Consider the following 12230-nt stretch of genomic DNA (forward strand, 5'->3'; position numbering starts at 1 on the left):
ACCGCTTTTTCTACGATGCTTTTTTTCGCTCTAACTCCCAATACCATGAATAAGCCTTCTTTTTTTCTCGCCGCCTTGTGTGCGGGCACCTTGCTGCTCGGCAGCTGCAGCAGCGACAAAACCGCTGACACCACCGCCACCGATGGCATGGCCATGGACTCTTCGGCAACGATGAGCGGCGACATGGCCGGCATGGACCACTCTCAGATGGCCGACGGCGCTGCCGGTGCCTCGCCCCAGCTGGTCGCCATGAACGAGATGATGCAGAAGATGCACGCCACCAAAATGAAGGGCAACACCGACCACGACTTCGCCCACCATATGCTGGAGCACCACAAGGGCGCCGTGGCCATGGCCGACATCCAGCTGCGCGACGGCAAAGACGCCACCATGCGCCGGATGGCCGGGCAAATCAAGGCCGATCAGCTCCAGGAAATCACCGCGCTGGAAGCGGCCGCCACCCGCCTCGACAGCGCCCCGACCAACTACAAGCCGATGGACCCGGCTGACCCGTTCACCAGCAAAATGAAAGCTTCGATGGACGGGATGATGCAAAATATGCCTAAGACGGTGGCCGACCCCGACATGAACTTCAACATGCTGATGACGGTGCACCACCAGAGTGCCGTGGACATGGCCCGGGCCGAGCTGGCCCACGGCAAGGACACCAAGCTGAAGGAAATGGCGCAAATGATGATAACCGCCCAGGAAAAGGAAATAGCCGCCTTCAAGGACTGGCACAACCAGAACGGCGACAAGATGTAGCCTTTTGGCCGGCATAACCTTTCCGCTTGCGGAAAGCCGCTGAAACGGCACAAACCAGACCGTCATGCTTCGACAAGCGGACGCCAGATGAGCATGACGGTCTAAATTACCCTCATAAATATCAACCCCGTTTTTTAATTCCTCCAATGAAATTCTCCCTGATTCTCGCGGCTGCTTTGGTCGCTACTGCTTCTTTCTCGGCGCAGGCCCAGCACCGCCATAAGCCCGGCACCGCGGCCCACGGCCACAAGGCCGCCGGCGAAACCCACGCCCATAAATCCCCCCACGGCGGCACGGTGCGCACGGCCGGCAAATACCACATTGAGCTGGTACAGCAGGCCAATGAGCTACACGTGTACCTGCTCGATGGCAAGGAGAATGCCCTGCCCGTTACCAAGTCCACCGGCTCGGTGATGCTGTTGAGCACGACCAACAAGACCAGTAAAGTGGTCCTGACTCCTGCCAATGACCATTTCGTAGCCGCCGTACCCGCCGGCACGACGTTGCGCACGGCCATCGTGAGCCTGAAAGCCAATGGCAGCTCGCTGAGCGCCCGGTTTGAGAAACTGGATGCGGCTGCGAAGGCCGGCAAGGCCGTTTCAGCGGCCTACGCCTGCCCTATGAACTGCGAAGGCTCGGCCAGCGACAAGCCCGGCAGCTGCCCCAAGTGCGGCATGGCCCTCGTGAAAAAGTCATAGGCGGAGCCTGTTTTTCGGACGCCGGGCGTCCGGGCCTTCTCCGTCCCGGGCCGTCGGCCGCTGCAACGGCGGGCGGCCCGCTGACTGGCGCTAACCTGATTGTATGAAGTATCTGAAAATAACGAGTGGCGCGCGTTTCCGGCTGGTGCTGGTGCTGGTGCTGGCCCTGGTGCTGGGGGCCCGCCCCGAAGCCACGCGTGCGCAAACCACCATCAGTCTCGATAGCGCCGAAGCCCGGACCCTGCGCCGCCACCCGCGGCTGCGGCAGTCGGACCGGGAAATTGAGGAGCAGCGCGCCCTCAAGCGGGGCTCTTTCGCGCCGGCCAACCCGGACTTTCTGTTCTTTGCGCCCACGGGCGAGCGGTGGGCCCCGGGCGTGGCGCAAACCATCGACCTGCCCAACGTGTACCGGCGGCAGCGCCAGGTGGCCCAGGCCGGCATCACCCTGGCCGAGCGCAACCGCGACGTGAGCCGGGCCAGCGTGCTGCGCGACACCCGTTTGGCGTATCTCTCGCTGCAGTTTGCCGAAGCGCAGGTGCGGCAGCTGACTTACCAGGACAGCCTGTTTCGGGTCCTGCGCCTGGCCACCGAGCGACTGTTTGCGGCCGGGGAAGTCACTTCGCTGCAGCGCATCAGCACCGACGCCGAAGCCCGGCAGGTAACCGTGCAGCTACAGCAGGTCACCGAGGACCGGCGCGCCGCCCAGCGCCGCCTGGGCTTGCTGCTGGGCCAGCCCACCGCGCCCCTGACCACCAGCACCGATTTGCGCCGCAGCGGCCCGGAGCTGGTCCAAACCGGCGGGGCGCTGCTTAGTGGCCTGCCCGCCGGAGACAGCACGGCCCTGGGACGCAGCCCCACGCTGGCCGCCGCCACCCAGAATGTGGCCCTGAGCCAGTCCGGCATCAGCCTGGTGCGGGCCCGGCGCACGCCGGCCCTGACGGTGGGCTACCAGAATCAGGCGTTTGAAAACTCCGCTATCCGGTACCGCTTCCAGTTCGGCGTGTCGGTGCCCATCTGGTTCTGGACCTACCGCGCCCAGCTGCAGGCGGCCACGGCCCGCAGCCAGGCCGCCGGCTACCAGCTGCAAGCTCAGCGCCTGGAGCTGAGCACGCTCTACCAGCAGGCGTTGGCCGACACGCGCAAGTTTTCGGTTTCGCTGGGCTATTACGAGCAGACGGGCGTGCCGCAGTCGCGGGCCATCATCAGCCAGTCGCAGCGCCTGTTCCGGGCCGGCGAAATCAGCTACCTCGTGCTGATCCAGAGCCTGAACCAAGCCTTCACCATTCAGAACACCTACCTGACCACTATCCGTGACTACCGGCAGGCCCTCACCGAACTTAACTACCTGCGGGGTGAATAACATGAAACAACTCCTGATGCTTTTGCTGGGCCTGCTCCTGACGGGAGCCGCCTGCGCCCACGGGGGCGAAGACCACGGCGACGGGGCCCAGGCGGGCACGGCGGCCGGCGCGACGTCGTTTTCCGTGGCGGCCCTCTCCGAACAGTTCGAGGTGCTGCTGCGCTACGAGCCGCTGGAAGGCGGCCAGCCGGCCGACCTGCGCCTGTTCCTGTCGGACTACGCTACCAACGCCCCAATCAAGGGGGCCAAACTCACGCTCACCACCCCCGAGGATGCGAATCTGAAGTGGATCGTGACGGAGCAGGAGCCCGGCGTATACCTGGTCGAAGGGCAGTTTCCGGCCAACAAAACCTACAGCTTCACGGCCAACATCGTGGCCGGCGACAAGGCCGACCTGCTGCTGCTCGAAGGCATCAAAGTAGGGGAGAAGCTGCCCGTGGCCGCGACGGCACCGGCGGTAGCTACCTCGCTTTTTTCCTCCTGGAAAACCATTCTGGCCCTGGTCGGCGCCTTCGTGCTGGGCATCGGGTTGACGGCCCTGCTGATGCGCCGCCGGCGCACGACCGCTCCTGTTTCCACCTCCAGTCCCGCAGTCTATGAAAACCACGCATAAATTCCTCGCGGCGACGGCCGCGGCCGGCCTCGTGCTAACCGTACTGCTGCCGCCACCGGCCTTGGTGCAGGCCCACGAGGGCGAAGACCACGGCGGCGAGGCCAGGGCCAGCACCGGCGCGGCCCTGACCGATGAGGTGCTGCTGCCCAAGGAAAGCCAGTTCCTGTTTCAGGTGCAGACGAACCTGGCCGCCTTTTCTACTACCTACAGCCGGGCTACGCTCTACGGCACGGTGTCAGCCGCGGCGGGCGGCGAAGGCCGCATCGTGGTGCCCCAGGGCGGCCGCATCGTGAGTTTGGCCGCGCAAGTGGGCCAGCCGGTGCGGGCCGGCCAGACGCTGGCCGTTATCGAGCAGACGCTCGATGCCACCCAGCAGATTGGCCTCAGCACCGAGCGGGCCAACGCCCAGGCCGAGCTGCGCGCCGCCCGGCAGGACTACGCCCGCCTGCAAAGCATCGCCGACATCGCCGCCCGCAAGGACGTGGTGGCCGCCGAGCTGCGCCTGCGCCAGGCCCGCCAGAACGCCGGCATTCAGAACGGGCAGGCCGGCCAGCGCCGCGTCAGCATCACCTCGCCCATTAGCGGCACGGTGGACGTGTTTAATCTGGCCGTTGGGCAACAGGTCAGTCAGGGCGACGAGCTGTTCCGGGTCATCAACCCCGGCAAGCTGCGGGTGGAGGCCCAGGTGTTTGTCCAGGATTTGGCCAAGGTCACGCCCGGCGCTGTTTTCCGCGTGGAGGGCCTGCAGGGGCAGGCGGGGGTGCCGGCCCGACTGGTGGTATTCAGCAACGTGGTGAACCCCGTGAACCAGGCCCGGCAGCTGGTGCTGGAGCTGGATGCCCCCGCCGGCAGCGCCTACCGCACCGGCCAGGCCGTGAACGTGCAGGTGGTGGGCCAGACCGGCGGCGGCAAACCGCAGCTGGTGGTGCCCACCTCGGCCATCACCGACCTCAACGGCAAGCCCGTGGTGTTTGTCCACACCGAGCCCGAGCGCTTCAGGATTCGCTACGTGCAGCCCGGCGCCGTGAATGGCCAGCAGACCGTGCTGGTGCAGGGCCAGGTCAACGAAAACGACCGGGTGGTCACGGCCGGTACCTACCAGCTCAAATCCATTTACCTCAATCAGTAACGTCCCCTGAAAAGGACGCCCTCGCCCCGTGCTGCTTCCCATGAAAAACCTGTTTGCTCTCGCCGCGCTGACGGCCACCCTGCAACTCGCCGGCACCCCGGCGCAGGCCCAGGCTGTTCCAGCCACCACCGCCACCGCCGACGAAGCCGCCGTAAAACTGGTGCTGACCAAGTACCAGCAGGCCGTGCAAAAACTCGATACTGCGGGCACGCACCGTCTGTTCACGGCCAATTCCCAGGTGTTTGAATCCGGCGGCGTGGAAGGTACCTACCGGCACTACGCCGAGCACCACCTGGGCCCGGAACTGAAGGAGTTCAGGGCTTTCACCTTCAGTGACTACAAGGCTGCGGTGCAGATAGACGGCCCCTACGCCTTTGCCACCGAAACCTACACCTACACCATTGGGCTGAAGAAAGACCCCAAGGACAAGGAGGCCAAGGCGCCTATCGTGCGCCGGGGCGTGGCCACGTCGGTGCTGCGCAAAAACGCCGCCGGCCAGTGGCAGATTATGAGTACCCACTCGTCGGCCCGCACCCCCCGGCCCAAAAAATAAAGCGGTGTCCCCCGCTGGCGGGCAGAAAATCGGCCGCCGCCCCTCCTGCCGAACAGCCGATTCGGTGGCTACCATCCTCTGTTGTTGACCGATGCTTGATAAAATCATTCGCTTCGCCCTGCAAAACCGTCTGCTCATGCTGGCTTTTGCCGTGGGCTTGCTCATTGCCGGCACGTACACCGCCAACCAGTTGCCGGTCGATGTGCTGCCCGACCTGGACCGGCCCCGCGTGACCGTGTTTCTGGAAGCCCCCGGCATGGCCCCCGAGGAAGTGGAAGCCCTGGTGACGCTGCCGGTGGAAACCGCCCTGAACGGAGCCACCGGCGTGTCGGCGGTGCGCTCCAACTCGGCCATCGGCCTGGGCATGGTGTTCGTGGAATTCGACTACGGCACCGACATCTTCACGGCCCGCCAGATTGTGAGCGAGAAGCTCCAGACGACTGGTGAGCAGCTGCCGCAAGGGGTGACGCCGGTGCTGGGCCCCATTTCGTCGGTCATGGGCCAGATTATGCTGGTGGGGCTGTCTACTTCAATTAACAATGAAGAATTAACAATTAACCAGCCGACGCCGCCCTCTTCCAATAACAGGCAGATGTCCCGCCTTTCCGATTCGTCAGGCTCCCCCTCTCTTTTGGAGAGGGGCCCGGGGGGGGAGGTTACGTCGGCGGCCGACCTGCGCACCCTGGCCAACTACACCGTGCGCCAGCGCCTTTTGTCAATTCCCGGCGTGGCCCAGGTCATTCCCATCGGCGGCGACAACCTGCAATACCAGGTGTTGCTCGATATGCCCCGCCTGAATGCCACCGGCCTGACGGTGAACCAGGTGGAAGAGGCCCTGCGGAAATCTAACCTGAACACCACCGGCAACTTCTTCGACCGCAACGGCTCGGAAGTCCTCATCCGCAACCTGGGCCGCCTGCGTTCGGTTGGCGACATTGAGAACATCATCGTGGGCTACCGCGAGCAGTCGCCCATCCGCGTGGCCGACGTGGCCAACGTGGAGTTCGGGGCCCGCTTCAAGCGCGGCGACGGCAGCGTGAACGGCCGGCCCGCCGTGATTCTGAGCATCGAGAAGCAGCCCGGCGCCGCTACCGTGGGGCTGACCGAAGCGGTGGAGAAAGCTTTGGTAGAGCTCAAGCCCTCGTTGCCCAAGGACGTGCAGGTCAACACCCGTCTGTTCAAGCAGTCGGAGTTCATCGAGTCCTCGATTACCAACGTGGAACACGCCCTGCGCGATGGCGCCATTCTGGTGGTCATCGTGCTGTTTGCCTTTTTGCTGAACGTGCGCACCACTTTTATCTCGCTGGTCGCCATTCCGTTGTCTTTGCTGGTCACGGCGCTGGTGTTCAAAGCGGCCGGCATCAGCATCAACACCATGACGCTGGGCGGGCTGGCCATTGCCATCGGCGAGCTGGTGGATGACGCCATCGTGGACGTGGAAAACGTGTACCGCCGCCTGCGCGAAAACAAGCAGCGGCCCGACCCGCAGCCGGTGCTTAGGGTGATTTACGCGGCCAGCTCCGAGGTGCGCAACTCCATCGTGTACGCCACCATCATCGTGGTGCTGGTGTTCCTGCCGCTGTTCGCGCTGGAGGGCATGGAAGGCCGGATTTTCGCGCCGCTGGGCATTGCCTACATCACCAGCATCGTGGCTTCGCTGTTCGTGTCGCTCACCGTCACGCCGGTGCTGTGCTACTATCTGCTGCCCAACATGAAGCAGATGGACCACCCCGAAACCGACGGCGCGCTGGTGCGCTGGCTCAAGAAAAAGGATACGCGGCTGCTGGGCTGGGGGCTGCTGCACCCCAAGCTTATTCTGACTTCCACGGCCCTGCTGTTTGTGATGGCCGCGGCCCTGGTGCCCTTCTTCGGCACCGAGTTTCTGCCGCCCTTCAACGAAGGCTCGCTCACGGTAAACTTCTCGGCCCCGGCCGGTACCTCGCTCACCGAGTCGAACCGGCTGGGCACGCTGGGCGAGCGGCAGATGCTCAAGATTCCGGAAGTGGCCTACACGGCCCGCCGCACCGGCCGCGCCGAGCTTGACGAGCACGCCGAATCGGTGAACAACTCCGAAATTGAAGTGGCCTTCAAGACCGAAGCCGAGCTGGAGAAAGAGGGCAAAACCATGCGCAGCCGCGACGAAATTCTGGCCGACATGCGCGACAAGCTCGGCCTGATTACGGGCGTGAACGTGAACATCGGCCAACCCATTTCCCACCGCCTCGACCACCTGCTTTCGGGCGTGCGGGCGCAGGTGGCCATCAAGGTATTCGGCAACGATTTGCTGGAGCTGCGCCGCTACGCCAACGAAATCCGCAGCGCGGCCGGCACCGTGCCGGGCGTGGTGGACCTGCAGGTGGAAAAGCAGGTGCAGATTCCGCAGCTGCTCATCCGGCCCAAAGACGAGGCCCTGCGCGCCTACGGCATGGCCCGCGGCGAAGTGGTGCGCGACCTGGAAACGCTGTTTCAGGGTGCCGTGGTCTCGCAGATGCTCGACGGCCAGAAGCGCTTCGACCTGGTGGTGAAGCTGCCCGAAGCCCAGCGCAACGACATCGCCGCCATCAGCCAGACCCGCATCGAAACGCCCGGCGGCGCCATGATTCCCGTGAGCCAGGTGGCGGAGGTGGTCTACGAGCCCGGCCCGAACACCGTCAACCACGAAAACACCCAGCGCCGCATCACCATTTCCCTGAACGTGGCCGAGCGCGACCTGGGCTCCACGGTGAAGGAGATTCAGGCTAAAGTCAGCCAGCAGGTGAAGCTGCCGCCGGGCTATTACCTCACCTACGGCGGGCAGTTTGAGAGCCAGCAGTCGGCTTCGCAGAAGATACTCTGGCTGAGCCTGTTTTCGCTGGCCGGCATCTTCCTGGTGCTGTTCTCGCACTTCAAGTCCTCGCTGATGGTGGGGCAGATTATGCTCAACATTCCGCTGGCCCTTATCGGCTCGGTAGTGGCCGTGCTGCTCACGGGCGGCACGTTCAGCATTGCCTCGCTGGTGGGCTTCATCACCCTCACCGGCATTGCCTCGCGCAACGGCATCATGATGATTTCGCACTACATCCACCTCGTGGAGCACGAGGGGGAAAAGTTCGGGCTGCCCATGATTATCCGGGGCTCCCTGGAGCGCCTGGTGCCGGTGCTGATGACGGCCCTGGTGGCGGCCCTGGCCCTGGTGCCGCTCACGCTGGCCAAGGATGCGCCGGGCAAGGAAATTCTGTACCCCGTGGCCACCGTCATCCTCGGCGGCCTGCTCTCGTCTACCTTTCTCGACATCATCGTGACGCCGGTGGTCTTCTGGCTGGTGGGCGAAAAGGCCCTGGCCCAGTACTTTGCCGCGCATCAGGAAATGGGACTGGATGCCCACCCGCAGGAGCTGGACGCGGCCCCGCTCACCCCGCCCGCCGACCAAAACGCTATCCGGCCCGCCGGGGCATAATTGTCCATGCTGCACTTGTTTTTGCACGTGGCCGTGCCCGTGCTCGTGGGCTGGCTCTTTTATCGTCCCGGGTGGAAGAAACCCGCCCTCATCCTGGCCGCCGGCTTCCTGCTCGACGTGGACCACCTGCTGGCCACGCCCATGTTCGACCCCAACCGGTGCAGCATCAACTTTCACCCGCTGCACACCTACCGGGCCATTGCGCTGTACGTGCTGCTGTTGTGGCCCCGCCGCACCCGCATGTGGGCTATTGGCTTCCTGCTCCACATGGGGCTCGACTACCTGGAGTGCCTGCCGCTGGGCGTGTACCTGCCATAAGGGTGTTTTTGGCCGCGTCAAACGCAAAAAGGCAGCCCCGCGCGGGGCTGCCTTTTTGTATTCTACCCCGAAAAGGGCCGGCCTAGCGGTTGCGCGTCAGCCAGTCCTGGAGCATGGCGATTTCGCGGCGCTGGTCGGTGATGATGGCCTGGGCCAGGGTGCGGGTAGTGGTTTCGCGGCCGTATTGCAGCAGGGCCTCCGAGTTGTCGATGGCCGCCTGGTGGTGGTCGACCATGAGCTGGGCGAAGTCGTAGTCGGGCCGGGCGGTGAGGGTGCGGCCGTCGCTGGTGGCCATCATGCGGTCCATGTTGGCCTTCTGAATGGCATTGAACTGCGGCACCAGCGGCTGGCGGGGCTGGTGGCCGCTGGTGAAGGCGTTGAACTGGGCGATTTCGGCCTGCTGCTGGGTGATGATGTCCTGGGCCATCGTTTTCATCTCCTGGTTGCTGCCGGTGCGCAGCTCTTCCTGGGCCATCTGAATGGCGGCGTCGTGGTGCAACACCATTTGGGTGGCGAAGTCGTGGTCGGGGTCCTGGGTTTTGACCTGGGCATCCATGCGGGTCATCATGTCGTTCATGATTTTCATGTAGGGGCTGTCGTGGGCCATGTCGTGGTCTTTTTTGCAGGCCGTGAAAGCAAGGCCAAGAAAGAGCAGAAACAGCAGCGGGAGGCGGACTAGGCGGTTCATGGAAGCAGGGGTTAGAGGAGATGCTTGGTCCAGTAAAACGGCGGAAGCACGTCATTGTTATGCCGACACCAGGCCCGCCGGGTTGGGTTGAGGGCGGAATGAGTTACGCCAGCCTGCGCCCACCGGTTTGCCGGCCCCGAATTCAGGACCTGCGGCGCCCGCATTTTACGCAACGCCGCCGCCGGGTTTGGATTACCGCCGCCGCTAAGCCGGGGGGCCGGCCAGGGTCCGGGCTTTAACCTATCGTTGGTCGAGCAGGGTTGGAATTTTATGGATGAGTAATGCCCAGATAAGCAAGTAGATACAGAAAGCTGCAGCGCGTGAAAAGTGCTTCCCACGATAAAGTCAGCAATATTGAAAGATATGGTGCCCGGGACACCTGAGTGCCCGCAAGGCTGCAGCGGGCGCGGACCCGAAATACTTATCTTTGTTCACAACCGATTTCGCGCGGATTATTTCCGCCTCACGATATATACTCTTCAAGCCATGGCTTGCACTTCCTGTTCCTCCGGTGGGGGCTGTTCTACTACTGCCTCGGGCTGCGGCTCAAAAGGCAGCTGTAGCTCCGGCTGTACCCGTCTCAATGTATTCGACTGGCTCCAGGATGTGGAGATGCCCAGCGACTTTCAGGGCTTCGACATGGTCGAAATCCGCTTTAAAGGGGGGCGTAAAGACTTTTACCGCAACAGCAACCGCCTGCCGCTCGTCACCGGCGACGCCGTGGTGATTGATGCGGGGAGCAATGGCTGGCATCTGGGGCACGTTTCGCTCAAGGGTGAGCTGGTGCGCCTCCAGATGCGGAAAAAGAAGGTGCCCACCGATTCCAAAGAAATCCGGGCCATTCTGCGGGTGGCCACGGAGCAGGACGCGGAGCGCTGGCAGGCGGTGCGCGACCTTGAAACGGGGACCATGTTCCGGGCCCGCTCGGTAGTAGAGGAGCTGCGCCTGAAGATGAAACTCTCCGATGTGGAGTACCAGGCCGACCGTACCCGCGCCACCTTCTTCTACTCGGCCGAGGACCGGGTTGATTTCCGCGACCTGATCAAGCGCCTCGCCGACGAATTCCGGGTGCGGGTGGAGATGCGGCAGATTTCGCTGCGCCACGAGGCGGGCCGCCTCGGCGGCATTGGCTCCTGCGGCCGGGAGCTGTGCTGCTCTACCTGGCTCACCGATTTTAAGAGCGTGAGCACCACTGCGGCCCGCTACCAGAATCTGAGCCTGAACCCGGCGAAGCTCTCGGGCCAGTGCGGCCGCCTGAAATGCTGCCTGAACTACGAGCTCGATACTTACCTCGACGCCCTGAAGGACATTCCCCAGGTGCAGCGCCCCTTGCTCACGGAGAAGGGCGAGGCTTTTTTGCAAAAGACCGACATCTTCAAAAAGCGAATGTGGTTTGCCCTGCGCGGCGACAACAACTGGGTGATGCTTTCCACGGAACGCGTCCGGGAGGTGCAGGAGCTGAACAAAAAGGGCGAAAAGCCCGAAAACCTGCTGGCCCCGATGAAGGAAGAGGAGCGCGAGCCGGAAGTTTCGGCCCACGTCGAAGGCAACCTCGACCGCCTCGATGATAAGATCAAAGCGGGCAAACGTCCCAAGCGGAAAAAGAAGCCCGGCAGCAGCCGCGCCGAAGGTACCGCGGATGAGGCCGCCGCCGCTGCTCCGGCCGCGCCGCGCCGCGCCGGGAGTGGCCGGTTGGCGGCCAGTGCGCCCAAAAACGCGGCGCCGCCGGAGCCGGGGGCGGCCGACAGTGCCAGCGACGCACCGGAGGAAACCCGCCGCCCGCGGGGAGCGGCAGCGCGCCCGATGAACCGGCGCAACAACCGCGGCGGCCGTAGTGACGGCAGCCGGCCGGAAGGCCGCTCCGAAGGTCGCCGCGGTGATGCTCCGGGGTCGGAAGGGCCCGCCGACGCCCGGCCGCCCCGCGGGGAGGGCCGGCCGCCCCGCTCGGCTACTCCGTCGGCTGGTGGCGGGGAAAGCCCGCCGCGCCCGAGTGGGGAAAGTGGCGCCGAACGGGGTAGCCGGGGTGGCCGCTCTTCGCGGCGCGGGGGCCGGCCCCGGCCCGAGGGCGGTGCTGTTCCACCATCTGCAGCCTCGTAAGTATGCGTCGGCTGTTCCGTTTAGTATCGGTGAGCTGGGGGCTGCTGCTGGCCGGTTGCGAATCAGGGGAGGTGTATGAGAAAAACACTGACCTCGACGACTACGTGTGGGCCGTTCGGGTGAAGCCCGGCTTCGATTTCACCATTCAGGATACCACCCAGCGCTACGATGTCTATTTCAACATTCGTAATGCTTCAGTTTACGGCTACTACAATCTGTACGTGAAGCACACGCTAACGGGGCCCGATGGGAAGCCCGTATCGAAGCTGTTGCACCAGATGCTGCTGATGGATGCCCGGACCGGAGAACCCCGGGGCAAGGGCTCCGGCGACATCTACGACCACCAGTTTCTGGCCCTGCCGCGTCAGCGCTTCCGTCGGCCCGGCACCTACAAGGTGGTATTGGAGCAGTATATGCGCCAGGATCAGCTGCCGGGCATCATGGCCGTGGGGGTGCGGGTGGTACAAACACCAAAATAGGCCTGCTGCGCAATACAAAAAGACCTCCCCGGCTTTAGCCGGGGAGGTCTTTTGGGGACTAACTGGGAAAACCAGCTGCCGTCAGGTAACCAGA

Annotated in this window: 11 protein-coding genes; 10 read left to right on the top strand and 1 reads right to left on the bottom strand. The window is 64.0% G+C overall.

From position 1 onward, the window contains the following. Positions 1-45: 45 nt before the first annotated feature. From ABD833_RS08795 to ABD833_RS08830, 8 genes are all read left to right on the top strand, one after another. On the top strand, positions 46-765 hold the full coding sequence (locus ABD833_RS08795; protein ID WP_345072403.1) for a DUF305 domain-containing protein: 720 nt from the start codon (positions 46-48) through the stop codon (positions 763-765). Between the two features lie 146 nt (positions 766-911). Beyond that, positions 912-1463: a heavy metal-binding domain-containing protein gene (locus tag ABD833_RS08800; protein ID WP_345072404.1), complete on the top strand. Its 552-nt coding sequence runs from the start codon at positions 912-914 to the stop codon at positions 1461-1463. Between the two features lie 103 nt (positions 1464-1566). After that, complete coding sequence (locus ABD833_RS08805; RefSeq protein WP_345072405.1) at positions 1567-2823, top strand: TolC family protein; 1257 nt, start codon at positions 1567-1569, stop codon at positions 2821-2823. A 1-nt stretch (position 2824) separates the two neighbouring features. After that, positions 2825-3436, top strand: a complete 612-nt coding sequence (locus tag ABD833_RS08810) for a hypothetical protein (protein ID WP_345072406.1) — start codon at positions 2825-2827, stop codon at positions 3434-3436. Further along, entirely contained in the window at positions 3420-4565 is a 1146-nt protein-coding gene (locus ABD833_RS08815; protein WP_345072407.1) for an efflux RND transporter periplasmic adaptor subunit, read from the top strand. Before ABD833_RS08810 ends, ABD833_RS08815 begins: the two co-directional genes overlap by 17 nt. A 40-nt stretch (positions 4566-4605) precedes the next feature. Then, positions 4606-5118, top strand: a complete 513-nt coding sequence (locus ABD833_RS08820; RefSeq protein WP_345072409.1) for a DUF4440 domain-containing protein — start codon at positions 4606-4608, stop codon at positions 5116-5118. A 91-nt stretch (positions 5119-5209) separates the two neighbouring features. Continuing rightward, positions 5210-8554, top strand: a complete 3345-nt coding sequence (locus tag ABD833_RS08825) for an efflux RND transporter permease subunit (protein ID WP_345072410.1) — start codon at positions 5210-5212, stop codon at positions 8552-8554. Between the two features lie 6 nt (positions 8555-8560). Then, on the top strand, positions 8561-8872 hold the full coding sequence (locus ABD833_RS08830; protein WP_345072411.1) for a DUF6122 family protein: 312 nt from the start codon (positions 8561-8563) through the stop codon (positions 8870-8872). Between the two features lie 82 nt (positions 8873-8954). Here ABD833_RS08830 and ABD833_RS08835 read toward each other — a convergent pair whose 3' ends face one another. Continuing rightward, the gene (locus ABD833_RS08835) at positions 8955-9560 is read right to left on the bottom strand and encodes a DUF305 domain-containing protein (RefSeq protein WP_345072412.1); all 606 of its coding nucleotides are present in this window, start codon (positions 9558-9560) and stop codon (positions 8955-8957) included. 486 nt (positions 9561-10046) lie between these two features. Here ABD833_RS08835 and ABD833_RS08840 point away from each other — a divergent pair, with 486 nt between their 5' ends. Both ABD833_RS08840 and ABD833_RS08845 read left to right on the top strand, forming a co-directional pair. After that, entirely contained in the window at positions 10047-11657 is a 1611-nt protein-coding gene (locus ABD833_RS08840) for a PSP1 domain-containing protein (protein WP_345072414.1), read from the top strand. Positions 11658-11659: 2 nt separating this feature from the next. After that, positions 11660-12136 (top strand): gliding motility lipoprotein GldH, encoded by a 477-nt coding sequence (locus ABD833_RS08845; protein WP_345072415.1) that lies wholly within the window; start codon positions 11660-11662, stop codon positions 12134-12136. The last annotated feature ends 94 nt before the right edge of the window (positions 12137-12230 follow it).

The organism is Hymenobacter fastidiosus, from assembly GCF_039539565.1.
GTDB lineage: Bacteria > Bacteroidota > Bacteroidia > Cytophagales > Hymenobacteraceae > Hymenobacter > Hymenobacter fastidiosus.

Coding starts and splice junctions, on each gene's coding strand:
- ABD833_RS08795 (WP_345072403.1), top strand. CDS start 46: ATGAATAAGCCTTCTTTTTTTCTCGCCGCCTTGTGTGCGGGCACCTTG.
- ABD833_RS08800 (WP_345072404.1), top strand. CDS start 912: ATGAAATTCTCCCTGATTCTCGCGGCTGCTTTGGTCGCTACTGCTTCT.
- ABD833_RS08805 (WP_345072405.1), top strand. CDS start 1,567: ATGAAGTATCTGAAAATAACGAGTGGCGCGCGTTTCCGGCTGGTGCTG.
- ABD833_RS08810 (WP_345072406.1), top strand. CDS start 2,825: ATGAAACAACTCCTGATGCTTTTGCTGGGCCTGCTCCTGACGGGAGCC.
- ABD833_RS08815 (WP_345072407.1), top strand. CDS start 3,420: ATGAAAACCACGCATAAATTCCTCGCGGCGACGGCCGCGGCCGGCCTC.
- ABD833_RS08820 (WP_345072409.1), top strand. CDS start 4,606: ATGAAAAACCTGTTTGCTCTCGCCGCGCTGACGGCCACCCTGCAACTC.
- ABD833_RS08825 (WP_345072410.1), top strand. CDS start 5,210: ATGCTTGATAAAATCATTCGCTTCGCCCTGCAAAACCGTCTGCTCATG.
- ABD833_RS08830 (WP_345072411.1), top strand. CDS start 8,561: ATGCTGCACTTGTTTTTGCACGTGGCCGTGCCCGTGCTCGTGGGCTGG.
- ABD833_RS08835 (WP_345072412.1), bottom strand. CDS start 9,560: ATGAACCGCCTAGTCCGCCTCCCGCTGCTGTTTCTGCTCTTTCTTGGC.
- ABD833_RS08840 (WP_345072414.1), top strand. CDS start 10,047: ATGGCTTGCACTTCCTGTTCCTCCGGTGGGGGCTGTTCTACTACTGCC.
- ABD833_RS08845 (WP_345072415.1), top strand. CDS start 11,660: ATGCGTCGGCTGTTCCGTTTAGTATCGGTGAGCTGGGGGCTGCTGCTG.